Below are 25427 nucleotides of genomic sequence, written 5' to 3' on the forward strand. Positions count from 1 at the left end.
TCCCACTGATCAATCCAAAAATAGTTAAATGATGTTCGCCATATTCCTGAAGACAGTCCTGCGAAAAGTGTTAATAGTAATGCAATTATGACCAAGTGATTTTCCATTATAAATTTGCCTCATTTAAATATGATAATTTTTTTGTTTTGCTATGCGATATCACTTCATTATTTCTTACAAGTGATTGCCTTTGCTAATTTCCTTAAGTTTACTGCACTGAGTGGTCACTTCCTGTATATAGGTGACAATTTCATTGGATGCCTCTTTGACAACTTCTGAACTCACGCTGACTTTTTCTAAACTTTGGACAATGGTTTGATTTTTATCAAGTAATTCCTTCATTTCAGAATGAATTTTATCACCAAAGTTCTCTAAAGAATCAATTTCTCTTGCAATTTCAACCATATCTTTTTCAATTTTCGTCTGTGATGATCTCATGACAGTGAAAGTTTGATTGGTTTTTTCAATAGAATCAGTACTCTGATTGATAATCTCGTATATGTTGACCATAAATGCATCCATTTCTTCTACAGTCACTCGCAAACCTTCAATAACAGACTCAATCTTTTGAACTGAACTCTCAGAATCTATAGCCAGTTTTCTAATCTCATTGGCAACTACAGCAAATCCTCGACCTGCTTCTCCAGCTCTTGCAGCCTCAATAGAAGCATTAAGACTTAAAAGGTTCGTTTCATTTGCAATATAGTTAATTAATTGAGTCGCCTGAACAATTTCATTAAATCTTTGCATCAGCGCATGCATTTTTTCTTTTGACCCTTTGGTATATTGATCAATCCCTTTAATATCTTCAATTGTTTGATTCAAATCTTTTTGACTATTAAGTGACGCATCCGCCATGGATGCCATCTCTGAAGTGATATTTGCCGCACTTTGTGTCACAACCCTTACATTTTCAGCAATTTGATCGACCGTTTGATTGGTATTGATGATTCCTATATTAAACTGCTGAGTTTGGTTCACTACCGCGCCGATTTCATCTGAAATATTATTGAAACTCATATCGCTTTCTTCAATATTTCCAGACACATCTTCAATCAATCTGGAAACTTCATCCGCGGCTTCAGAAGTACTACTCATGACAGATGACATATCGCTCATCAACTGATTGGTCTGTTCAAGCATTTGACTCGCTCGCTTAGTTACCTGAGCGACAAGCGCTCCAATAAGGACGATACAAAAACCAAATGACAACAAATCTAAAACCATGTACTCAGGTGCATACCAGAACTCTTTTTTACCAATAACACAGATGATTTCGCCAATGATTAAAAATGGAAATGTCATGATAAACGTGTTACGAACTAATTTTTTATCAAAATATAGGCTCGCAAGCAACACTGGAATTGGCCAAATTAAAAGCGCATATACATGATTGGCTGCATAAAAAATTGTACATACCAACAAATTTGAAGTAATCGCTAAAAACTTAAACCATTTTCCATCTGAACTGAATTTGTGATATAAAATCGGAATCCAACAAAATACTGGAAAAGCTATAAAGATCACCCAAAATATACTCCAAGGAATAATAAAAACCTTCAGATAATTTAGAACCAATAACGTTAAACTCTGAAGCGACAGAATTTTATAAATTTTAATAATTAAAGAATTCACCTGTCGCTCATTCTCTCTCATCAACTCCATCGCCTTACCCCCAAAATAAACTTGTACATATTATTTCCCCCAATCTTTATATGATATTACTTATATTTTATCATTTTCTCATGCGTTCGTCTATTTTACTTTCGTTTAATTGATTTATCATATAAAAAATAAGTACGTCAACTATTTAAAGGTTTACTATGACTTTTATTACAGCTAGATATTTCACGACAAAAACAAATTGTTTTAGTAGCTATTTCAAAATTATTATTGATTTATTGTTTCATATTTGTTATAAATATTTCAGTGACTTAAATTTTCACATAATTCAAAAAGGGGAAACGATTACAGAATCGTACGTGTAACTATGAAAAAACATCTTTGCTTACTTCTCTCTCTTTTACTAGTTTTATCTATGGCAGCACCCGCTACAAACTACGCGGAAATCATTCAAATGAACTCAAAAGAACCTCAGGCTTGGGCTCAAAGCTCCATCGATTCACTTTATAATTACCAAATCCTTGACAATGATTTTTTTGGAAACTACCAAGATAACATTAACAGAGTAGATTTTATTTATTTAGCAGTAACCGCATACGAATCAATAACTAATGAAGAGATTATTGTAAAAGATTCAATTACATTTTTAGATACTGAAGATATCTATGCAAGAAAAGCTGCTACTGTTGGGATTTCATCAGGATTAACAAAAGAACTTTTTGGTCCAAAAGTTTTGGTATCAAGAGAACAATTGGCTACGATGATGGTTAAAACACTTGAATTAGCTGGCATAAAGCTCACCTCCTCTAACTCAAAATTTTCTGATGATTCATTAATTTCTTCCTATGCAAAATCAGCGATTTATAAAGCATCTGGTTCAAAATTACTAAATGGAAGTAATAATAAAGTGAATCCTAAAGGGAATGCTACATATCAAGAAGCACTTCTAATCTTCAAAAATATATATGATACTTATGTGTTAAAAGAACAATTAGATGCTAGAAAAAATCTAGTTCAACCTATTTTTACATCCATCGAGCAATTTAATGGCGTCTCTTACGTACTTCATTGGAATCAAACATACGCTGATTACTACATCGTTTCCGCAATAGATAGCAAAGGAAATAAAGAAACCTTTAGTGATACAGATGGTCCTATTAAAAAGTGTTATTGGGACGAAAATGGTTCTGAAATAAGTGGGTTTACTCCAGGCGAAGAAGTTCAATTTGAAATCACAGCTGTTTATAATGGCGAAAAATCTGAAACATATACGACTGACAAATTAACTACTTTACCAGCAAAAATTTCTGAAGACAATCTGGCAACAACCCTAAACTTAAACTATAAAAATATTACTGTAAATTCTACATCAATTCCAATTTCAGGTTTTATTGTTAAAAAATATACGGATTCAACGGTGAATGTTACTTGTGTTGTTCCGTTAAAAGCATTGGATTTATATATGGAAACGGAACGTTTATATCCTGAAGAATTGTACAATTCAATTCTCGCTGTAATTGAAGATTGTCATAAAATAACTGGATGTGTGGTAGGTTACTCATTAGTATGCGTTGATTTAGTAACTTCTCCTGGAACTTTAAATCTACCTCAGAATTCTTTTACAGATGAATTCTTTTTTACTGAAGATGGTCAAACTGTTTTAGTCTTCCCATTATTAAGAGCTGTAAGTTCAGTAAAAGCATGTATTTCTTGGAATGAGACTGTGTATTTAAAAGATAAATAACCCTAATAAGAATATTGACACGAATCCATAATCAACAAAAAGCCCCCGATTTATATCGAGGGCTTTTATGCTACATATTCTCACTTATTAATGCTTGATAATCTTTTGTATCTTTATAGAGTTCATCTTTTAATGGATTCAATTTGTATTTTTTAATTCTTCTAAACTGATAAATTGCTAATGCAACGTTTGCAGCTAAAGAAACTAAACTCACCATAAAAAACGCTGTTGAATTATGTGTTGTAGAAACCGGTGCAAGTCTATCAACAAATGCAGGAATCGTCATAACGAACATGATCCAAAGTGCCAATGTTTGTGCTCTATGTTGTAACCATGCACCTTTTTTGATAAAGAATGCAGGGATTGTACACGAAAGCAATAAAGTTAAACCCGCATAGAACGAATGATCTGCGATACAATTGTAAGTATACGCAAAGTTCCATAAATCATATGCTATAATCCATCCCCAAAACATATCTGGCCAAATCATATCCTTCGTTTTATCTCTAGAAATGAAGATGCCAGCCCAACCGCATAAAGTCACGATGTTCAACAAACCAGCAATGCCGTTCATAATATTCCAAGGACCTGACATTAACCAAAGATTGTCTACAAAAGCACCATCCCAAGCACCAAATGTAAAACATTGGAAATCTCGGATACATGCTTCAAAGATGTTCAACGCTAGAATCGCTGGCGGAAACATCAATGCATACTTATTTTTAGCTAAACCTGGAATGTAGCGCAGTGCCATAAAACCTAAACAGCCTGCTAGTGCAGAATACGTTTTTACCCAGTTGAACCAAGTTCCAGTACCATATTCATTTCCTGGTGCTGCAGTCTTTGGCCAAACAAAAATCGTCAGTACTGTTGGTACGACTAAGAACAAGGCAATTCCGCCCCATTTTGTTGATCGACCAAATTCATTAAATGCCATTAAAGCAAATAATACGAACAAAAAGATTGCCCAATTGTTCAAACTTGGTACATCATATAAAATCCCCATATAAACCTCCAAAATCTATTTTTCCCCTTATCGATTGAACTTCCCCATAATAGTAGGTTGCTACAATCGCCATGGATTATTATATGCCTGTGTGAACTAAAAATCAATGCCTGGTCGAATAAATGGACCACTATTTGAATAATTTCGCAGTCCAATCTCAGGATAATACTTCCATAAGAACTCGGGATTTGATTTTCGTAATTCATGAGGGACTTCAATTGAAAGTTTTTTCTCGATTTTAAGCGGTGGTCCAGAAAGAATATATAATTTATCTGCAATATAGAGTGCTTCATCCGGATCGTGTGTAATGAAAATCATATAAGGTTTAAATTGATGCCAATATTGAATCACGTAGTCCATTAATACGTACTTCAGTTCTAAATGTAACCCTTTAAAAGGTTCATCCATCGCCAATATATCTCCGCCATATGCAAACGCTCTTGCAAGGGCAACTCTCTGCCTCATACCACCACTTAATTCATTTGGGTAGGCATTTTGATATTTTTCAAGATTTACTAGCCGCAAAACTTCTGTTATTTTTTCATCTGTATCTTTTTTACTAAACTTTCCTTTCAATACAAATTCTAAGTTTTCTCTCACTGTACACCAAGGCAATAGTCTTTCTTCTTGAAATACATATGATAAAGTCATTTTTTCTTTTCCAATGACTTCTCCAAAATCACTTTGAACAGTGCCTGCTAAAATGTTTAACAACGTTGTTTTTCCACACCCTGAAGGCCCAAACAAACACAAAATCTTATCGCGTTCAAGAGTCATAGTGAAATGGGAAAGAATCTGATTTTTCCGATAAGACTTGCTTATATTTTTAATTTCGATTGCCATGATTTCCTCCCATTATTCGCCGTGAAATCTTCTTTTCGTCTGTCTCTGTATGTAACTGACGAATAAAACTTCCAACAATAGACTTAGTAAGACGACAACTGCTGTCCAAGCAAATAACTCAGGAATTTCTAGATAAGCTTTAGCGCTGTAAAGCTCGCTACCGATTGCAAATCTTGGATGACTCAACACTTCCGCAGCGACGCTCACTTTCCAGCCAAGACCTAAGCATGTAATAATTGCAGAGGTAAAATATGGCATAACTGACGGCATCACAATCTGTCTGATTCGATCCTTTCGTCCCACTTGATAAACAATCGCCATTTGAATTAATTTTTTATCAATTTGCTTAATTCCAGTGACAATATTCGTCCATACAATGGGAAAACACATTAAAAAGCAGATGAAAATTGGCACATTAGATGATTGAAACCAAATTAATGCAATGATAATAAAAGACATCACCGGTGTTGATTTAATAATGCTAATCAAAGGTAACATCAAATCATGAAAGAAGATATTGAATCCTGCAATCAAGCCCAAGATACTCCCTGCCACTAATGACAATCCAAGTCCTATGAGAACACGCATCAATGAATAGAAAACTGTATGCCAAAACTCCGGTTCCATAATAAGTACCTGAAGGGCATTCCACACGCTGAGTGGAGATGGAACGTATAAGTCCCGTCCCACTACGCGATAGATGAGTTCCCATATTGCAATCCAAAAACATGCAATAAATAAAAATTTTAACACTTTAAATTTATTTTTCGTAGTAGAAGCCTTCATCAGCGAGTTTGCCTCCAATAGATTTTGGTTCGAAGTCAAATAGTATTTGGTAATAAGATTCTAAAAATGGCTTAGCTTCTGAGGCATCCATATAAACGATGTTACATAGCGGAATCGCTTTTTTTGCAATGGCTGCATTTGGTAATATTTCATACTTTTCAATGAGAGCTGCAGCAGCATCTACATCACTATTAACAAATTCGACCGACTGTTGATACTCACTTAAGAAAGAGACAAGCGCTTCTGGATGTGCCTCAGCAAATGCTTTTTGAACGATAATCACGCCCATTGCGAGTTCTTGGTTATCTGTTACTGCACCCCACTCTTTTGTAATGTCAAGCGCCACACGTGTTGATTCGTTTTTAAGTAATGTTGTCGTAACAAAAGGTTGAGGTAACAACGCGATATTTGCATCGCCCGAAACAACTGCAGCAGCTAAATCTGCATGTTCGAGTTTGTAATCTAAAATCACGTCCTGATCGGGAACGAGCCCATTTTTTTCTAAAATGTATCTAAAAACAAAATCCGGCGATGCGCCTTTTCCACTTGTATAAACCGTTTTGCCTTTTAAATCTGCAACACTTTGAACTGTATCTCCATTTTCAACGACATATAATACGCCTAGAGTATTGACAGCAGCTAGTTGGACAGCACCTTGTGTTTTATTGTATAGAGTGAGTGCCAAATTGGTTGGAACAGCGGCAATATCCACTTCGCCATTGACAATTTTCCCGACTAAATCATCTGGACTTCCCATAAGTTCAAACGTATATTTGTTGGTTGTTGTATTTTGTGAGGCATTTTCCATAAGCTTTACCATGCCCATGCCTGTTGGACCTTTCAAAGTTGCGATTTTCATATCTATCGGTTCAGGTTGAGTCGTCACAGCTTCAGTTGTACTTTCAATAGTTTCAGCAATTGTTGCTTGATTATTTTCATCACTTGATTGTCCTTTACACCCTGCCAATCCAAAGATTATTAACCCGGCCAGTAAGATACTACTTATTTTTTTCATTTTTTTTGTCATAATTTCCTCCAATGTATTCTAAAACAATTATAAATAATCATTCTCAATTAGTATAACATATCCCTAATTAATTGTGAAAATGATATCCTTTAAGAATTTGTCATTTTGATGAATCCATACGCGACCATTGATTCATATTACAAACTTAATATCCATCGATTCATTACTTCTTATGAAATAACGCATATAAAACAGGAACAAAGAATAAGGTGAGTACAGTCGCATACAGTAATCCCCCTATAGTTGTAATCGCCATTGGTTGCATCATTTCAGTCCCTGTTCCAGCACCAAATGACATGGTGGATAGTGCAATAATGGTCGTTAATGCCGTCATCATGATTGGTCTTAACCGATCTGAACCTGCTTTTATCAAAGCATCATAGGTTGTAAGACCCTGTTCTTTCATTTTGTTCGTATAGTCCACGAAAACAATCCCATTATTCACAACAACTCCGGATAGTACAATTAAACCGATAAAAGCAACAATGCTAATTGGCAATCCAGTCACGATCAAGCCTAAGAAGCCACCTGTAAATGCAAGTGGTATTGTAAACATGACAATAAAAGGAGAAAGCAACGATTGAAATTGAGCAACCATGATTAAATAGATAAATATAACAGCCAATAGCAACATGAGATATAAATCGCCAAATGTATCATTGATCGTCTGACTTTCTCCAGTGTACACCATACTATATCCTTCTGGTACAACGTAGTCTTTTAAAGCTTCATCCACTTGAGCACTGACTTTCCCGATGTTAAAATCTTCGTCTACTTTAGCAGAAACCGTCACATAACGAGTTTGATCTGTACGGCGAATCGATTTAAAACCTTTCTCTTCGGATAGAGTCGCAATGTCTTTAATCAGCACCTTTTCACCGGTTGGTGTTTCAATTGATAAAGCCATCACATCGTTTCTGTCAATCGAAGGTTCATCTGTTTCATTAAAAACAATAACTTCTTCATCTGTTGTCAATGAAGTTGCTACAGATTCTGTTGCAATCGCTTGATTCACTGCTGCAAAGACCTGTGCAACCGTTAAGCCATACTGAATGCTCTGTTCTTTATTCACAGTAATTTTTAGTTCAGGTGCAGTCTCTTCAACACCACTTGATATTTCGGTTGTGCCTTTTACAGATTCTAAAATTGATGCTATTTCCATGGCCATTTTTTCCATTGTTTCAAATTCACGGCCTTTAATTTCTATCGAAATATCACTTCCAGTAAGCGCTCCCATGTTCATATCTGTACCGCTAAAAGTTAATTCATATGCATCACTTTCACATAGTGTTTGGATTTGATCTTGAATTTCAAAAATACTTTGCTCGCGTTCTTCGTTAAGAGATACATAAAACGACACGGTAGTCTCTTGCCCACCACCGACTTGACCCATGCTGAACATATTTCCACCTACAGATGCACCAACACTTTCAACACCACTAACAGACATGATTTTCTCAGTTAAATGATCTGCAGTCTCTTTTAAGGTGTCGAATCTAGTTCCTTGAGGCATCTGCATCGTAATGGACAGTTCACCTGAATCCATTGCTGGAAAAAGCTCTGTTCCCATCTGAAGTGCACCATAAACACTTCCTAATAGTAAAGAAATCACGAAACAAATAACCAGTACTTTGTGGTTAAGTGCAGACTTTAGCAATTTGATGTAGCTTTGTTTTAACGCTTCAAACAAATGATGATCTTTATTTGCATCCTTCACGAGCATTTTAGAGGCCATGGAAGGAACGAGTGTCAATGCAACTGCCAAACTTGCTAACAATGAGTATGCAATTGTAAGTCCCATATCTGCAAATATTTCTCTCGTAAACCCTTCAATAAAAACGATTGGTACAAACACAGCAATCGTCGTAAAAGTTGACGCAGCAATTGCACCTGTTACCTGTTTTGCTCCTTCAGTTGAAGCTTCAAAAACAGTTTTTCCTTCGTTTCTCATACGATAGATGTTTTCAATCACAACAATTGAGTTATCTACCAACATTCCTACGCCTAGCGCCAATCCTCCCATGGAAATGATATTGAGCGTAATGTCACTAAAATACATCAGTACAAATGTACCGATTAAGCTAATTGGAATTGCAACCCCCACGATAATTGTGGGTTTAAAATCTCTCAGAAATAGAAGTAATATACCAATTGCAAGTAATCCACCAACAATGAGGTTCATCTGCAGTGAGTTCATAACGATATCGATATATTCTCCTTGATCCATAAGCGTCACCATTCGAAGATCTTGGTATTGATGAGATAATGATTTCATTTTTTCGTGGATACGATTTGAAATATCAGAAGTGACGTATTCCGTTTGCTTTTGAACCGTTAATGTAACCGCATCAATCCCATTAACTTTTGAGTACATTTCTGCTGAATTATCCACATAGGCAATTTCTGCCACATCTTTTAGCACGATCGGCGCTATTCCTTCTATTGGTATAATCATAACTGGTAACGCTTCTAACTCAGAATAGGATTCGATTTTATCCCCCGTTCTAATCATATAATCGACACCGTCTTCTGTAATATACCCTGCTGGAAAACTGAAATTTTGTCCTTTTAAAATACCCGTAATCATGTCTTTGCTTATCTCAATTTTGGGAATCTCTGGTTTTAATCCCATCTGAATTGCTTCTTTAGGGATTGTAGAGAGAATTTTTTCCTTAATGAGTTGATTAACTTGTTCTATTTTAGCTTCATTTAGTATGACATGTATTTCATTTTCTATCAGTCCAGATGAGCTGACAGAGGCAACACCTTCGATACTTTCAATTTCAGGTATTATTTTGTTTTCTAAAAATGATGATGACTCCGAAATACTTTGACCTTCAATAGAAGCCGACAAGACCATGACAGGCATCATATCTGGATTGAGTTTCATGATATTAGAAGAACCAACACCTTCTGGCATCATCTGTCTCAATAAATCTAAGCTTTCGCGCATCTCGATAACAACTGAATCCATATTGGTACTTTCACTAAATTCAAGAATAACCATTGATAGATTCTCTCTTGAAACAGATTGAACTTTCTTTATATTACTAATGGATGCCATGCTCTGTTCAATTGGCTTTGTCACAACTGCTTCTACAGATTCTGGGCTTGCTCCTACATAAGGTGTGATAATGATGGAATACGGTAAATTGATGCTCGGTAATAAATCCGTATGAATATTCATGAAAGATACGACTCCAAGAATTAAAATGATAATCACCGATACAAATACTGTATAAGGCTTTCTGACACTGTAATGAGATAACATATGGGCCTCCTTTTTATTTTAAAACAATGATATTATACCCATTTTCATAGAACGCTCAGCATAATTTTCAACATGAAAAACAAATATCTGTGTCCCTATATAAAAACACGACTCTTTATGCAAAAGTCGTGTTTTTTTTCATAGTTTTATCATCATAGTTTTATCATCATAGATTTATCATCATAAATTTATCATCACAGATTATTATTTCAATAGTTTCATTAACCTCGCCAGTGTTTTAACATTTTTGAAAGGAGGATATTTAAACGTGACATCCATTAAGTTCGATTTTTTCATAATGCTTTTTTCGTGTGAAAAGGTTCTAAAACTTGCCTTTCCATGATATGCACCCATCCCACTTGCTCCAACACCGCCAAAAGGAAGCTCTGGTGAAGATAGATGAATCACTGTATCGTTGATACAACCACCTCCAAAAGAAACCTTTTGAATGAGATCTTTCTCTCTTAAAGCATCTGTTGTAAAGTAATAAAGTGCCAGTGGTTTTGGCCTTGATTGAATGAATTTTTTCGCTTGATCCATCGTTTTAAAAGTAACCACCGGAAGAATCGGTCCAAAAATCTCATTTGTCATGACATCGGAACCTAAGAAATCGAGATGATCTATGGATATTGGTTCTAGACAGGTTGGTGCGATCTTGAGTGTTTCGTCATTATATCGACCTCCGAAGCGAACTCTGTTATCCTTTAGTAGTCCCTTTAATCGTTCATAATGTTTATCATTTATAATTTTAGGATAATCGACATTTGACTCTGGAGTCTCTCCATAAAACTGTTGTACATATTTTTCAATAGATCGAATCAGTTCGAGTGCGACGGATTCGTGAACCAATAAATAATCCGGCGCAACACAGGTCTGCCCTGAATTTAAAAGTTTTCCCCATGTCAATCGTCTTGCAGCTAAATCAATTTGTGCAGTCTCATCTACAATACATGGACTTTTTCCACCAAGTTCCAATACAACCGGTGTCACGTGTTCAGCAGCAGCATGCATCACTGTTTTTCCAACGACTTCTCCACCTGTAAAGAAAATGAAGTCAAATTTTTGTTTTAAAAGAGATTGATTTTCCTCACGACCACCTCTGACAACGGTTACGTACTCATCATCAAAACACTCTGTGAGAATGCTTTCAAGAATAAGCGAAGTGTGATATGAATACTCTGAAGGCTTTAAAACGACGCAATTACCTGCCGCAATAGCACCAATTAGTGGTACACACGACAACTGAAAAGGATAGTTCCATGGCGACATCACCAAGACAACTCCGTATGGTTCTGAGACAATCATACTCTTAGCAGGAAAATGCATCCAAGGTGTCTTAACTCTTTTCTGTTTCGCCCACGATTTTAAATGTTGAATCACATACCCAAGTTCTTCAATCACTAATCCAATTTCAGTTTCATATGCTTCAAAAGGCGATTTTGATAAATCTTGATATAAAGCCTGCTCAATTTCATCACTTCTTCTGATAATACATTGTTTAAGTTTTTTTAGTGCATCTATTCTCTTATCTATATTTAACGTGTTTCCTTGATTGAAATATTTTCTTTGTTGTTCAACTAAAATCTGTATTTCTTTTTTCACATGACCACTCCTTTTGATTCACTTTTTATAATTAATAGATCCAATTTTCATCGTTTCATTTGATATTTTATGGGTATACATGAATTAAGATTATTTAATTGCAAGGAGGGCGTTATGATTCCTATACAATCAAGCAAACTGTCTGCGTATTCGATTTGGAATAACGAGCAAATCAGTCCTGAGAAAAACATTCAAAAAACCACTCAAACTCAACCTAACAAATCGAGTTCGCTAAATGTCGCCCCAGATACTCAAACATTACCCACAACTGATTCTATAAAATCTAACAATGGCGTCATATTTGAAAAAAGTGCTCCATCCATTCAGACAGCGTCCGCTTACGATAAAACAGGGCATGTATACAATCAGCAAAAAATTAGTGAACTTAAAGCATCTGTCGATAGCAAGCTTCAAGGGTTAAAAGATTCTGTAAAATCCATGCTTGAAAATCAAGGGTTAAAATATCAAGATGTATTAAGTCAGTTAAGTTCACCAGATAATTCTGATAAATCAAGCCAGTTCATCAAAATTGATGATGCAACAAGGGCAAGTGCTCAAGCAGAAATAAGCGAAGACGGTTTTTGGGGGGTAAAACAAACTTCATCTAGAATTGTTGATTTTGCGAAAGCCATCTCCGGAGAAGATAAATCCAAGTTAGACATTCTAAAATCCGCTATTAAAGATGGTTTCGATTCCGCAAAAGATTACTTCGGAGGCAACTTGCCTGCAATATCCCAAGAAACGTATGATTCTGTTATAACTAGCCTTGATAACTGGGCCAATGAAAACGTTCTTGTTCAGTAACTGAGTATCCTATAAAAGCTATTTAAGTTAACTCGTAAGTCGATTGCACATGCAATCGACTTTTTTATCGGCTAAATGATTATGCTTCATCGTCTAGATCAAAATAGCCTATTCCAACCAATCCAGGCCCTGTATGAACGCCAAGTGCAGGCGAAATTTGCCCTTGAGCAAAAATGATTGCTTGATTGGTATATTTTTGTAGAACTTGTTTTAATGCTTCCGCCTCTTGAGGTGCGCCACCATGACATATTGCAAAGTAATAGTTTGTCTTATGACTTAGATGAGATTCAACTATTTCTACCATTCGCTTGATACTTTGATTCCGGCCTCTTACCTTTTCGACTGTGTAATAAACGCCTTGCTCATCACATGAAATAATTGGTTTGATTTGAAGCAAACTTCCTAAAACACCTTCAACTCTCCCCAATCTGCCACCTTTTATTAAATATTGTAGTGTTTGCAAGCTATAAAAAACATGTGAGTTTTTTATTTTTGAATTGAGTTTTCTAACGATATCAGAAAATGAATTTCCTTGTTCAAGTAATTGTGCGGCATAGAGTGCAAAAAATCCGGATGCAATGGCAATATTTTTGGTATCAATAACAGCTGTCGTTAATTGAGAAAAATCATTACACACGAGTTGAACTGCTTGATAAGTTCCGCTTAAACCAGATGACAAAACTGGAATAACCACATGCGTATAACCATCTTGATAAATGCCTTGTAAAATTTCTTCAATTTCACCCATGGTTGGCAAACTCGTCTTTGGAATTTCTTTATTTAAATTTTCGTAAACCGTTTCAGGTGTTATATCCATTCGATCACGATAAGATTTTTCTTTATAATTAATACCTAAAGGCAACTGATAAATATGGTATTTCTCAATGAGCTCACTTGGAACATCTGAACACGTATCTGTAAGAATCGCAATTTTTTCCATTTAACTACCTCGCTAAGATTATTATTCGGCATTGAATACTTCTTGCTCTAGTTCATTATTTTGTTCTAGTTCTTTATTTTGTTCTAGTTCTTTATTTTGTTCTAGTTCATTCGTCTTTTTCTTCGACTGTTTTTGCACTTTTTCATTCGTCTCAGCTTTAATGCGCTCCATTTCGATGGAGATGATTTTTTCTGTTAAAATTTTATTTGCTAAAGCATTTGTAATTGCTGAAATTGCAAGACGATTGTAAGGAACTTCACAACTTAAAAATTCAAATCGTTCTTTAGGATTTTTTAATGAATCTACAATTCTCTTGAGTGAATTTTCAAAAGCTTCACAGAATGCATTATAGGCATTTTCTTCTCCGTCAATTGAAATTTGTAATTGGATACCTTCTTTTATCTTTGTAATCGACATCACCGGTTTTAGAATTGTGATAACCATAGCAGTTGCAATGTGTATGCGGTCGTATTTTTTCTTATTAGGCTTCGTCATAATGTCCCATTTGACATAATTATTAATCATGCTTTTAGTCATCAAACTCTCTTCGGCATCATAGAGATCAATCAATTCATCATTGACGAGTTGTAATAGTTGATCACTATAAATACTAAAATCTGGAAAATCTGACCATCTCTTTAATTTTACACTCGCTAAATGTTCACAATAATCATGAAGATTTTTCTTCAAGTCCATAACCATATCTCCTTGAGTTTCTATTTTTATCATCTAGTTATAGTAACTATATATAACATAAATGATATTGCTATCTTTGTCAAGCTCTATAAACGAAGTGTCATAAAAATCAAAAAAAGTAAAAAGTCTGCATTTCTCATTTGAAATACAGACTTATAGTAATTGATATAATTAGCAATTGATACGATTTGTAATTGATACGATTAAAATGATATCGAATACCTAAATTTACGCTCTTTTAGCTTCGAATTGTCTTAACAGTTCAACGAATAACTCAGGAATTTTTGCCATGTTCTCAGGAGATTCAACAAACGAAATTCTGAATTGAGTGCTACCAGGATTTGGTTGTCCTGCTTTTATGTCATAAAAACCTTTCATTGGAGCAACTAGAAGCGTTGTTTCTATACCGTTGATAGAGACAGAACCCTCTTGTGCACAATAAAGTACGAAATCGATTGCATCAAAGCCCGGTTTAACAACTTTCTTAACATCGATTACTGTATAGATTGAAGCATCTGGACTCGATACAATGAGGCCTGGTTCTTGAGCTTTCAAGCCGTTATATACCATCATAATTTGTTCTCTATAATACTCCCTTAATTGTTTTGCCCATCCAAGAATACTTTCTTTGCTTTCATGTGCTAAAGCGCCAAAGATATGTTGTCCTATCACATTGGCACAAAGGTTTGCAGTATATTCAGCAACAGAGCGATTATTGAACTCTGGACTATCTGTAATGATTGCGCCAATTCTTAATCCACACGCATTCCAAACTTTTGAAGCCGTCTCAATACTTATTCTGCGTCCCTCAATCCCAGGAACTTCAGCATCTGTAACGCCCCAAATACTTACAAGTGGCTTTGAATCTTCATAATAAAGTTCACGATACGCTTCATCGCTTATCATCCACATGTTGTACTTAACACAAAGTCTTGCTAATTCATACATAGTTTCATATTCATATAATTGACCTGTTGGATTGTCATAAGGAATTACTAACAATGCATTCGGTTTATTTTCTTGAATCGTTGCTTCTATCTCATCTAAATTAGGAAGTGCAAATTTGCCGTTATCTTCCATATGACGTTTTACAGTAATGGTTTTTCTGCCTACTCTTTCAGCAAAAGAAATGTAATTTGTATACGCTGGGTCGATCATCATCAAAGGTCTTTCATCTGTACCTGCTGGTCCACATACACCGATGAGTAAAAGCTCCATTCCTGCTGAACCACCATCTGTTACTTGAACATGTAATTTACTCGTATCAAAGCCTTCGCATTTTAAAATATTTTTAAAAGCATCTTGACATTCAATTGTACCTGCAGTCGTCGAATAACGAATAACGCCTTTTGCAAATGGACTATCAGGAGCATCAAGTGAAAACATTCTTTGCATCATCGCTGGATTTGTCGGCAATGAAACATTTCCAATACCTACATTAATAACAGCTTGTGGTTTCACTTTGCGCTCTTCGTACTTCATTTGAGCAAGTCTAACATCTGACGGTTTACGAGATTCAAAATGCGCTGAGAGAATTGGTTTACTCATAATACATCTCCTCTTTAAATGATTTTATATTAAGCAATCTGCTCTGGTATATGCTCTTTACATACCCATCCTATTATAACATCTCAAATCTATTCAATCACGCATAATTTCAAATCATGGCTAAAAAGTAACACTTTTTGTCCCACCCATTATTTGCAGCATCAATTCGGCTAAAAACCCACCTCGCAATTTTATCGTCATCTGTAACAATCCTACATTTGCCTATTTTCAAATAGTTAAAATAGGTTTATAATGACAAAGGATTTAAACTACCTGAAAAAAAGCGAGGTGAATGTAATTGGATACGCACAGTAGTCAGTGTATAACAGATGATCCTTTGGGGCGAAATTTCATATTGAAAAATACTGTTCTGTATGCGCATTTTATGACAATTGCATTCACAAATGCAACCCATACAGCGACCATTTATTCGTTAAAATAACGCATTTTCAAAGTTTCACTGTTATACCGGAAATAATCATAGGAGGTATAATACATGGAACTCAAAGAACTATTAAAGGATTCAATCCTAAAAAAGCACGCACATTATATGGCTGCAATTTTTGAAGATCATTATTCAGTGGATATTGCTACTGCCATTGAAGACTTTGAAGACGAAGAACTATTGGATTTTCTCGCATTGCTTTCTAATGAACAAATTGCATTAATTACAGAAGAAGCAAGTGCAACATTACAAAAAAGAATACTCGATCTGTTAGAAGTTTCAAAAGTTATCGAGATTTTTTCTTTCATGTCGACGGATGATATCGCAGATATTATCGGCGTTTTAAGTTTTGATAAGCGAAAAGATTTATTGAAGAGAATGAAATCAGGTGATTCTCATGAAATTCAAACGCTATTAAACTACGGAGAAGATACTGCTGGTGGTATCATGACCACACAGTATATCGCATTAAAATCTGAGCTCACCGTTCAAGCAGCCTTAAATAAAATTCGAGTGATCGGTCCTAAAACAGAAGTCATCGAGACTATATTTGTCTTAAATAATTTTAATGAACTCGTTGGAGTTGTTGACTTACGAGATATTTTAACTGCAAACGAAGAGACATATCTTTATGAACTTATGAATGAAAATGTCATTTACGTTCATCCAGATACTGACCAAGAAGAGGTTTCTCTCATCGTTTCAAAATACGACTTAAAAGCAATCCCCGTTGTGAATTCCAAGCAGACAATCATCGGAATCGTCACAGTCGATGATATCATCGACGTCATCGTCGAGGAACATACAGAAGATATGCTTCGTATGTCCGGGGTTAATAAAGATGAACGTGTAGGTAGCAAAGTTTCAGACTCTATCAAGCGTCGATTACCATGGCTATTTGTCAATTTATGTACGGCATTTTTAGCTTCTTTTACGGTTGGCTTATTTGAGAATGTCATATCACAAGTCGTCGCACTTGCAGCAGCAATGCCAATAGTAGCTGGATTAGGCGGAAATGCAGGATCACAAACGCTATCCATCACCATTCGCAGTATCGCTTTAGGTGAAATCAACATACGCGACGACTGGAAAACGGTCTTTAAAGAAGTTTCCATTGGATTTATCAACGGATTGTCTGTTGGATTAATCACAGCAGGAATCATCTATTTGAGGTACACCAATCTCTATTTAAGCATGATTATCTTGATTGCCATGATTTGTAATATGATGATTGCAGGACTTCTAGGTTTTATGATTCCACTGATCATGAAAAAGCTGAAATTTGATCCAGCGATTTCGTCATCGATATTTTTAACAGCAACAACTGACACTTGTGGTTTTTTCATTTTCTTAGGCCTTGCAAGTATCGTTTTACCTCATCTTATATAGCCACCTTTTATATGTTAAAGGATGATTCATTCTAACAAAATCAGTCGAAACAATACTATTTAAAAGTTAAAAAGACCAAGAGTCGCTGTATAACATCGATTCTTGGTCTTAATTTTTTTAAACCATAACGCCGCCTTTCGTGACGTTTTTCTCTATTTCATTTTTAGTTGTTTCATTGATTCTTAAGACACTCCCATGAACTCCATTGCAACTTTGCATATCAAATAACATCTGAATAAAGCTTTTATGGTATGGAATAAAGGTTTCTGCATCAATCATTTCCATAATCTCGTCTAAAGTCGCCCACTTTACAGCTTGAACTTCTTCGTATTGAAGTGATAAGGTCTCTAAATCCACCTCTTGATTTACAATATAAATATCATCAAATCCAAAAGAAAAATGAACTGTCATAACGGGTCGAGACCCATTTAAATCTATTTTCAGTCCTAATTCTTCAAACACTTCTCTTTCTGCAGCGGTTGCACTATCATCTCCAGAAACAGCACTTCCTCCAACTGAAATATCCCACATATTCGACCAACCTGACTTAAAGGGTTGTCTATGCTGAATGAGCATTTGTTGATTTTTATTAAAAATAGCAACGTGGACTACAAGATGATACTCGCCAACGTTGAATTCTGAACCTCTTATTTTTGTTTTACCTGTTAACTGACGGTCTTTATTGTATATATCCCACAATTCCATTGACTTGACCTCGATTATTTTATAAAATGAATTTCGCACTATATAGTTACATCATAGCATAATCTTATTCATAAATAAATTAAACGTAGTATTTTAAATGCTATTTTTGGGGTATGAATCTACTGATAGATTCTATGTAAAAGTATTTGGAGGTGTCTCATGTCAATACGTCTGAAAGTTGTTTCAGTATTTTTGTCTATTTTCATTATTTTCTTACTTATTGTAGCAGGTTTCTCGTATCTACAAGTTCAATCCGTTTCTGATTTGACAAAAGAAACTGTCAAAGGACTTACGCAAATTTCTCAAGATGAAATTGAGCAAACACTGATACAACAATCATCAAATGTTGCGGATTATATCCTCGCTCTTGAAAATGAGATGAATAAAAATCTTATTAACGCAGCATTAGTATTAAAAGAACAAGATAAAACGGCTACTTTGGCGCTTACTGATTTAGAAAAATTAAATACACAACTCGGGATGGATCATCTCTACCTGACAGATGCTGATGGTAAATTTGTCTTATCCACCGATGCGGGATCATTAGATTTTAATTTATTTGATATTTGGAGTGGTTATAAAATGCTCATGACTGGCGAAGCAGAAGTTTTAACTTCGAACCTCATCATTGGCGCCGGTACAACAGATATTTTCAAGTTTGCGACACTTCCAAGATATGATGGAAAAGGAATTGTCGAGTCTTCATTAAATGCAAGTGAATTAAGCTCAGTCGTATCGAAGTCTGTCAAATCAACTAAAGGCTTTAAATCGCTCTATTTATTTGATGCAAAAGGCACCGTTTTAATGGAAATTCTTGACGAAGGTGTCACATCAAAATATACAGTTGGAAAAGTTTCAACGGATGTTGAAGTATCTGCTGCCTTAAAAGTCACTGCACCTATGATTAAACGCGTTGATAAAGAAGCATTGGTTTTCTTTCCAATTAAACAAGACGATAAAAGTTTATATGTTTTAGCAATGCAAATTGATACACTTCCATACCTTGAATCAACTGAAATTACAGAAAACTCGCTCAACAGCATTAAAACTCTTATTACAAATGATACTATGAGAAGTATCGGGATATTTGCACTGATTACACTTGTCAGCGTTTTCATTATTGTCTGGATTACAAAACGAATTTTTGGACAACTTAAAGAACTCGCACACGCTACAGAAATTGTATCAGCTGGTGATTTAACCGTTGAAATTCAAGCAAAATCAAAAGACGAAATTGGGACACTTGCTACTGGTTTTAATCAAATGATTCACGATTTAAAAATTTTAACTCATAAAATCAAAGAAAGCACTCAAGAACTTGAAAATTCATCGAATACCATTATGGAATCCGTTACTTTGGTAAGTCATTCTGCACAAGAAATCAATAAATCTATTGAAGAAGTCGCTGTAGGTGCAACGACGCAAGCTGAAGAAAGTTCTAATACACTTGAAATCACAAATTTACTTTCTGATAGTGTCAACGGAATGGTGACTCAAGTCGATGCCATGACCAAGGATGTTCATACAATGTCCCAAAATAGTAGTAAAGGTCATTCCTCGCTTAATGAATTAAAAGAACGTTTTGATGAAAGCAATCAAGCTACAGAGCAACTCGTTGAATTGATTTTCTTGCTAAAAGATAAGTCTGAGTTCATTGGAACGATTATTGATACCATCAACAGTATCTCTGAACAGACTAACCTACTTGCACTTAACGCTTCCATCGAAGCTGCTCGCGCAGGCGAACATGGAAGAGGTTTTGCAGTTGTTGCTGATGAAGTCCGAAAACTAGCGGAACAATCTTCAAACTCAGCTAAATCAATCTACTCAATAATCGCAGAGATTAAAACTGTCGTAGATGATGCCAATAACCAAGTTCAAGTTGCAAAATCATCCGTTGATAAAGCTGGCGTGACACTTGTCTCTACTAAAAATGTTTTCGAAACAATTGATCAATCCATTGTACGTGTCACCGATAAAACAAAAGAACTCAATCACGAAATTGATGAAGTTTCTGCAATGCGTGATAAAGTACTACACTCAATTGAAAGCATTTCATCTGTTGCAGAAGAATCTGCAGCATCAACAGAAGAAATCAGTGCAACTACAATTAGTCAAGGTGAATCTGTATTACGCGTAAGTGATTCTATGAACGATATCAAAGAGTTAATCAATCACTTAGTTGATTTGGTCAACAGCTATAAAATTTAGAGTGAGTTAATTGAGCAATCCTAGATTTATTCATATTGGATTTATTCATATTGGATCAATTCTCATTAACAGTGGTAATCGCGTCATTTTAAACTAATATAAAAAGGTACAAGTCGCTTAATAAAGCTGCTTGTACCTTTTTTATGATAGTCTGTACCTTACTTCTGTCTTTTATTCAATGAACTCTTTGAACTAATTGAACACATTGAATTGATTGAATAAAATGGACGCTTAATTTTCTACTGCCAAAACATCCATCAACATTTTTGTTCCAAAATCACACATATGTTTTAACATTTCAGGATCAATTTTATCGATTGTATCTTCATCTGTATGGTAGTTGTGATCTGGCGTTGCTTGAATATAAATCGCCTTTACGCCAACAGTTGCGAAAGACGCATGATCACTTCTATCCGATTCAGAAGTTGTCGCTGTAAAACCGATTTCTTTAAAGACATCTTGACCTTGTTTTACTAAAGAGAGTGCTCTTGGATCACCTGCAGTGGAAATGTCAATGCCATCACCTACTCCAACCATATCGAAGTTTATCATGCAGATTGTGTTTTTGATCTCATCTCGCGTCATTTGACTTGCATAATAATCTGAACCTACTAGACCAATTTCTTCAGCACCAAAAGTCATAAACTGTACATCAAATGGCAATTCAACTTTTTGTTCAGCAAGCGCACGCGCCATTTCAAGTACAACTGCAGTTCCAGATGCATTATCATTTGCTGCTGGTGTGTTTACACCGTCGTAGTGTGCCCCTACGATCACTTTTTTCCCATCTTTGTTGTCTTTTGAACGATAAATTCCGATAACATTTTTAGATTCAGAATCTTCACACTTCGCATCAATGGTTATTTTGACTTCTACGACTTGACTCTCTAGTAACTTTTGTTCCATCCAAGTAGCATCTTCTTTAGTGATACTCACAGCGGGTATTTCTGATAAATGCGTCAATGTCGCCGATATACTTTCACCATTTGGATCATAAAAAATGGCTCCCACTGCTCCATGACTGAATGCGCGGTCGTTTTTTACATAAAAATACTCGCCACCTCTTTGAATGAGGACAATCTTTCCAGTTACATCCACATCTTTATAATTTTCTTCTGCACCTAAACCCACGGAAACCACTTGACCCAATAGTCCCTCTGATGAAGTTCCAATGCTGTAACTGAGTGGATTTGCATTTTCTAAAAGGCGGTCCCCATCTGTTACAAGCTGTACAGAATGTGAATTTAACGCATAAGACTGAATTGGAAAAGACTGTACCGATGTTTCTAGTCCTAGACTTTCAAATGTCTCTTGGATTTTATCAGCCGTTTGATGCTCTCCTTCAAATCCTGTGATACGCGCATTATCTACAGATGCTACTGATTCAATAAACGCCATCATTTCTTCTGATGAAAAATCTGCAACAAATGCTTTTGCTTCATCTGCCTGATCCGTATTTTGCTTTGAACAACTCGTTGTGAATACTAGTGCAATAATCAACCCCATTAATAAAATTGTGCTTCTTAAATTTTTTTTCATACTTCACTCCCCCAATCTATGTAATAACTTAATTATACGCATTTTTAACATCCTGTCTCAATTTTCAGATAATTTAAATTTGATATTTCGTTAATACATTACAAACTGTTAATATACGCTCATTTTTTACACATTTTCAACGTTTTAAAGCATTCCGAAATAATTACTTTATTATATTAATTAATTGATATAACTTTCGAAATTACAGAAAAAAAAACATAGACATTTTAAAAGTCACGTGATAAATTATATAAATGATTATTGAGGAGGGTAGTATGAAAAAAGGATTTGATTCAGAAAAATATCTCGAGGAACAATCAAAATTTATCCTTGAGCGTGTAAACAATTATGACAAACTTTATCTGGAATTTGGTGGGAAACTCATCTTTGACATGCATGCCAAAAGATGTCTCCCAGGATTCGACGAAAATGCAAAAATTAAACTCTTACAAAAATTGAAAGATAATCTAGAAGTGATTGTCTGCATTTACGCCGGCGATATTGAGCGCAATAAGATGAGAGGTGACTTTGGTATCTCATATGATCAAGATGTTCTCAAGTTAATTGACGACCTCAGAAGTAACGGACTCGAAGTCAACAGCGTTGTCATCACTAGATATGATAACCAACCTGCTGCAAATGTTTTTATCAACAAACTCGAACACAAGAACATTAAAGTCTCAATCCATAGAGCAACAAAAGGATATCCATCTGATGTCGACACCATCGTTAGCGATGAAGGCTACGGACAAAATCCTTACATCGAAACAACTAAACCAATCGTAGTTGTCACTGCGCCAGGACCTGGTAGCGGTAAATTAGCAACCTGTCTTAACCAACTCTATCACGAAAATCGTCTTGGTCGAAAAGCCGGATATTCTAAATTTGAAACATTCCCAGTATGGAACATGCCTCTTAAACACCCACTTAACATAGCTTACGAAGCCGCGACTGTCGATTTAAAAGACGTCAATATGGTCGACCCTTTCCACCTTGAAGCTTACGGTCAAGTCACTGTGAACTATAACCGCGATGTAGAAACCTTCCCTGTATTAAAACGCATCTTTGAAAAAATCACCGGTAAAGAATCTGTTTATAAATCTCCTACTGACATGGGCGTTAACAGAATTGCATTTGGAATTACAGATGATGAAGTGATTCGTGAAGCCTCTTGCCAAGAAATTATCAGAAGATATTTCAAAACTGGATGCGAATATAAAAAAGGGCTTTGTGATATTGACACATTCAATCGTTCTAAAATGATCATGGAAGAACTTGAACTCAAGCCAACACAAAGAAAAGTAGTTGAACCTGCACGTAGTTATGCTGCTGAACTTCTGAAAGATAAAGAGGGCGATGAAATCGTTCCAGTAGTCGCTTTAGCTTTAAACAATGGTCAAATTGTCGTTGGAAAAAATGGAAAAGCAATGGATGCGGCTGCAGCTTGTGTCATTAATGCACTCAAAAAATATGCTGGCATTTCAGATGATGTTCATTTATTATCTCCAGCAGTATTAAATCCAATTATGACGCTAAAAAAAGAATCTCTTGGTGAAAAAACTGCGCTTCTTGACATCAAAGAAGTATTGATCGCACTCTCAATCAGCGCTGCATTTAATCCAATCGCACAAGTCGCACTAGATGCACTTGAAAGCTTAAGAGGATGTGAAGCTCATGCCACTGTCATCCTTCACACAAATAACGAATCTTCTTTAAGAAATTTAGGTATTGAGATTACAAGTGAGCCACAGTTTGCTTCTTCAAGCTTGTTCTATGGAAATTAATCGTATATTCGCCTTTTACAAATTTAAAGACGTTAGTCACTTTATAGGACTAACGTCTTTTTTGCTAAGGTCTTAGTAAATTAAACCAATATCCACTTTGATGTCATGGCTTTTTAAATTGTAATGAATGTTGCGTTTGAGCCAGTAAATCGAAGGAATGGACTCAAAAAAATCAAATTTTTCCTGAATAGCCTCATTTGGCGCATCTTCCATTAAAACGTAAGCTGCGAATGTTTCTGCAAAATCCTCCGTGCAATTCGTCGCGGCATAACTCGTCATAAATTGATTCATATGGCGATAATAAAATAACTCATTATCCGGATTCGATTTCCAATCGATTTGTAACGGCAGCCAAAAACGTTGATAATACAGATTTAAGTAGGAATTTTCATTGGCAACACAACTATCATCTGCATATCTTGACAATGAAAACGACTCAATCTCGTCAGTGAAATAACGGATTTGTTCATCATTCAACGAAATATAATGCGCCATTTCATGGATAATCGTAAACGGAAAAGAACCATCCTCTTGAATATCTTGAGGATCTAAATTGAGACACCATTTATCCCCTTGATCATCAACAGAAATCACATACGCAAGTGTCTCCGCTTCACCATCTGTTGCAACCTTGTAATATGAAAAATTCCGAAGGATTGACGATGGAATCATACTTTGAACTTGATTCCAATACTCACTATATTGATCTAATTCTGATTCTGACGCTTGAGGTAAGCCGACACTATTAGGTTGCATATATTCTATTGTTAAATCATCTTGAACTTCGTAAAATGCCTTAGTGCTAAAAGCCTGTTCTTCAACTAAATTCAAAAGCAAGGCTGTTGCATCAAATTGAGTATATTTTTCAACTATGGCTTTCATTTCATAATAAGCATTTGTCTGATTTAGAGTACTTTCATCCGTATCAAAAAATTGTTGTCTTAGTTTTAAAAGCGCATTGTAATCTTCCGTCGTAATAGTAGGTTGAATCGTCTCAAGTACCACTGCTCCTAAATCGACATCATCAGCATTGTCATCACCGGAAGTCGTAGACTCATCTAGTGGGATTGAGAGTTGAAATGACGTCTCTTCATCTAATTTCTTCGTTAACTGTTTCCATAGTTCGAGTTCTTCGTCAGTCGGATCATATATTTTTTGTTTTTCACGCGAACGTATGCTTTCATTGATGGATTGAACCATTTCATCTATTTCACGTATCACTTCTTTCGGAGCATACTCATATAAATCACCCATTAATTTATCCGTTTGAAACAGTGGAATTTGAATCATATGTGTCTCAGATAGTGGCGTTTGAAGTTTTTCAGCTTCATCTATTCTTGTTTTAACACGCCCATTTTCTGGATCGACATCGAATATAATGGCCAGTATTACGAGTAAAGTGACTGTCAAAGAAATCATGTGACGTAGGGTCAATCTATTTTGTTTTCTAGGTTTCATCGCTAT

At 35.5% G+C, this 25427-nt stretch carries 18 protein-coding genes; 5 read left to right on the forward strand and 13 right to left on the reverse strand.

The window, feature by feature from the left end:
- Positions 1–174: 174 nt before the first annotated feature.
- Positions 175–1665 (reverse strand): methyl-accepting chemotaxis protein, encoded by a 1491-nt coding sequence (locus ACZ41W_RS04160; RefSeq protein ID WP_464313626.1) that lies wholly within the window; start codon positions 1663–1665, stop codon positions 175–177.
- 325 nt (positions 1666–1990) lie between these two features.
- Between ACZ41W_RS04160 and ACZ41W_RS04165 the strand changes: the two genes are divergently transcribed.
- Complete coding sequence (locus tag ACZ41W_RS04165; protein WP_464313627.1) at positions 1991–3367, forward strand: S-layer homology domain-containing protein; 1377 nt, start codon at positions 1991–1993, stop codon at positions 3365–3367.
- A gap of 70 nt (positions 3368–3437) precedes the next feature.
- Here ACZ41W_RS04165 and ACZ41W_RS04170 read toward each other — a convergent pair whose 3' ends face one another.
- The 6 genes from ACZ41W_RS04170 to ACZ41W_RS04195 form a co-directional block, all read right to left on the reverse strand.
- A complete protein-coding gene (locus ACZ41W_RS04170) occupies positions 3438–4373 on the reverse strand; it encodes a DUF5692 family protein (RefSeq protein ID WP_464313628.1) in 936 nt (311 codons plus the stop codon).
- A gap of 96 nt (positions 4374–4469) precedes the next feature.
- Positions 4470–5216 (reverse strand): ABC transporter ATP-binding protein, encoded by a 747-nt coding sequence (locus ACZ41W_RS04175; RefSeq protein ID WP_464313629.1) that lies wholly within the window; start codon positions 5214–5216, stop codon positions 4470–4472.
- Between the two features lie 12 nt (positions 5217–5228).
- Entirely contained in the window at positions 5229–6002 is a 774-nt protein-coding gene (locus ACZ41W_RS04180) for an ABC transporter permease (protein ID WP_464313630.1), read from the reverse strand.
- Positions 5977–7029, reverse strand: a complete 1053-nt coding sequence (locus ACZ41W_RS04185) for an ABC transporter substrate-binding protein (protein ID WP_464313631.1) — start codon at positions 7027–7029, stop codon at positions 5977–5979. Before ACZ41W_RS04185 ends, ACZ41W_RS04180 begins: the two co-directional genes overlap by 26 nt.
- Positions 7030–7192: 163 nt before the next feature.
- Positions 7193–10300, reverse strand: a complete 3108-nt coding sequence (locus ACZ41W_RS04190) for an efflux RND transporter permease subunit (protein WP_464313632.1) — start codon at positions 10298–10300, stop codon at positions 7193–7195.
- A 204-nt stretch (positions 10301–10504) separates the two neighbouring features.
- On the reverse strand, positions 10505–11902 hold the full coding sequence (locus tag ACZ41W_RS04195) for an aldehyde dehydrogenase (protein ID WP_464313633.1): 1398 nt from the start codon (positions 11900–11902) through the stop codon (positions 10505–10507).
- A 114-nt stretch (positions 11903–12016) separates the two neighbouring features.
- Between ACZ41W_RS04195 and ACZ41W_RS04200 the strand changes: the two genes are divergently transcribed.
- Positions 12017–12706, forward strand: coding sequence for a hypothetical protein (locus tag ACZ41W_RS04200; protein WP_464313634.1), 690 nt, complete (start codon positions 12017–12019; stop codon positions 12704–12706).
- Positions 12707–12785: 79 nt separating this feature from the next.
- Here ACZ41W_RS04200 and ACZ41W_RS04205 read toward each other — a convergent pair whose 3' ends face one another.
- The 3 genes from ACZ41W_RS04205 to ACZ41W_RS04215 all read right to left on the reverse strand — a co-directional run bounded on the left by ACZ41W_RS04205 (position 12786) and on the right by ACZ41W_RS04215 (position 15890).
- Positions 12786–13646 (reverse strand): DegV family protein, encoded by an 861-nt coding sequence (locus tag ACZ41W_RS04205; protein WP_464313635.1) that lies wholly within the window; start codon positions 13644–13646, stop codon positions 12786–12788.
- Between the two features lie 21 nt (positions 13647–13667).
- The gene (locus tag ACZ41W_RS04210; protein WP_464313636.1) at positions 13668–14342 is read right to left on the reverse strand and encodes a DUF1836 domain-containing protein; all 675 of its coding nucleotides are present in this window, start codon (positions 14340–14342) and stop codon (positions 13668–13670) included.
- A 228-nt stretch (positions 14343–14570) separates the two neighbouring features.
- The gene (locus ACZ41W_RS04215) at positions 14571–15890 is read right to left on the reverse strand and encodes a pyridoxal phosphate-dependent aminotransferase (RefSeq protein ID WP_464313637.1); all 1320 of its coding nucleotides are present in this window, start codon (positions 15888–15890) and stop codon (positions 14571–14573) included.
- A 496-nt stretch (positions 15891–16386) separates the two neighbouring features.
- Between ACZ41W_RS04215 and mgtE the strand changes: the two genes are divergently transcribed.
- On the forward strand, positions 16387–17724 hold the full coding sequence (mgtE, locus tag ACZ41W_RS04220) for a magnesium transporter (RefSeq protein ID WP_464313638.1): 1338 nt from the start codon (positions 16387–16389) through the stop codon (positions 17722–17724).
- Between the two features lie 117 nt (positions 17725–17841).
- Here the strand turns inward: mgtE and ACZ41W_RS04225 are convergent, their stop codons facing one another.
- Positions 17842–18429 (reverse strand): NUDIX hydrolase, encoded by a 588-nt coding sequence (locus ACZ41W_RS04225; RefSeq protein WP_464313639.1) that lies wholly within the window; start codon positions 18427–18429, stop codon positions 17842–17844.
- A 159-nt stretch (positions 18430–18588) separates the two neighbouring features.
- On the opposite strand from ACZ41W_RS04225, the gene ACZ41W_RS04230 reads away from it, so the two are divergent.
- Entirely contained in the window at positions 18589–20640 is a 2052-nt protein-coding gene (locus tag ACZ41W_RS04230; RefSeq protein ID WP_464313640.1) for a methyl-accepting chemotaxis protein, read from the forward strand.
- Between the two features lie 231 nt (positions 20641–20871).
- Here ACZ41W_RS04230 and ACZ41W_RS04235 read toward each other — a convergent pair whose 3' ends face one another.
- Positions 20872–22179, reverse strand: coding sequence for a M28 family peptidase (locus tag ACZ41W_RS04235; protein ID WP_464313641.1), 1308 nt, complete (start codon positions 22177–22179; stop codon positions 20872–20874).
- A gap of 275 nt (positions 22180–22454) precedes the next feature.
- Between ACZ41W_RS04235 and ACZ41W_RS04240 the strand changes: the two genes are divergently transcribed.
- Entirely contained in the window at positions 22455–23963 is a 1509-nt protein-coding gene (locus ACZ41W_RS04240; RefSeq protein ID WP_464313642.1) for a DUF1846 domain-containing protein, read from the forward strand.
- A gap of 72 nt (positions 23964–24035) precedes the next feature.
- On the opposite strand, the gene ACZ41W_RS04245 is transcribed toward ACZ41W_RS04240, so the two are convergent.
- The gene (locus ACZ41W_RS04245; RefSeq protein ID WP_464313643.1) at positions 24036–25421 is read right to left on the reverse strand and encodes a hypothetical protein; all 1386 of its coding nucleotides are present in this window, start codon (positions 25419–25421) and stop codon (positions 24036–24038) included.
- Positions 25422–25427: the final 6 nt, after the last annotated feature.

The sequence above is a fragment of the Fusibacter fontis genome (assembly GCF_055378735.1).

Coding starts and splice junctions, on each gene's coding strand:
- ACZ41W_RS04160 (WP_464313626.1), bottom strand. CDS start 1,665: ATGGAGTTGATGAGAGAGAATGAGCGACAGGTGAATTCTTTAATTATT.
- ACZ41W_RS04165 (WP_464313627.1), top strand. CDS start 1,991: ATGAAAAAACATCTTTGCTTACTTCTCTCTCTTTTACTAGTTTTATCT.
- ACZ41W_RS04170 (WP_464313628.1), bottom strand. CDS start 4,373: ATGGGGATTTTATATGATGTACCAAGTTTGAACAATTGGGCAATCTTT.
- ACZ41W_RS04175 (WP_464313629.1), bottom strand. CDS start 5,216: ATGGCAATCGAAATTAAAAATATAAGCAAGTCTTATCGGAAAAATCAG.
- ACZ41W_RS04180 (WP_464313630.1), bottom strand. CDS start 6,002: ATGAAGGCTTCTACTACGAAAAATAAATTTAAAGTGTTAAAATTTTTA.
- ACZ41W_RS04185 (WP_464313631.1), bottom strand. CDS start 7,029: ATGACAAAAAAAATGAAAAAAATAAGTAGTATCTTACTGGCCGGGTTA.
- ACZ41W_RS04190 (WP_464313632.1), bottom strand. CDS start 10,300: ATGTTATCTCATTACAGTGTCAGAAAGCCTTATACAGTATTTGTATCG.
- ACZ41W_RS04200 (WP_464313634.1), top strand. CDS start 12,017: ATGATTCCTATACAATCAAGCAAACTGTCTGCGTATTCGATTTGGAAT.
- ACZ41W_RS04205 (WP_464313635.1), bottom strand. CDS start 13,646: ATGGAAAAAATTGCGATTCTTACAGATACGTGTTCAGATGTTCCAAGT.
- ACZ41W_RS04210 (WP_464313636.1), bottom strand. CDS start 14,342: ATGGACTTGAAGAAAAATCTTCATGATTATTGTGAACATTTAGCGAGT.
- ACZ41W_RS04215 (WP_464313637.1), bottom strand. CDS start 15,890: ATGAGTAAACCAATTCTCTCAGCGCATTTTGAATCTCGTAAACCGTCA.
- mgtE (WP_464313638.1), top strand. CDS start 16,387: ATGGAACTCAAAGAACTATTAAAGGATTCAATCCTAAAAAAGCACGCA.
- ACZ41W_RS04225 (WP_464313639.1), bottom strand. CDS start 18,429: ATGGAATTGTGGGATATATACAATAAAGACCGTCAGTTAACAGGTAAA.
- ACZ41W_RS04230 (WP_464313640.1), top strand. CDS start 18,589: ATGTCAATACGTCTGAAAGTTGTTTCAGTATTTTTGTCTATTTTCATT.
- ACZ41W_RS04235 (WP_464313641.1), bottom strand. CDS start 22,179: ATGAAAAAAAATTTAAGAAGCACAATTTTATTAATGGGGTTGATTATT.
- ACZ41W_RS04240 (WP_464313642.1), top strand. CDS start 22,455: ATGAAAAAAGGATTTGATTCAGAAAAATATCTCGAGGAACAATCAAAA.
- ACZ41W_RS04245 (WP_464313643.1), bottom strand. CDS start 25,421: ATGAAACCTAGAAAACAAAATAGATTGACCCTACGTCACATGATTTCT.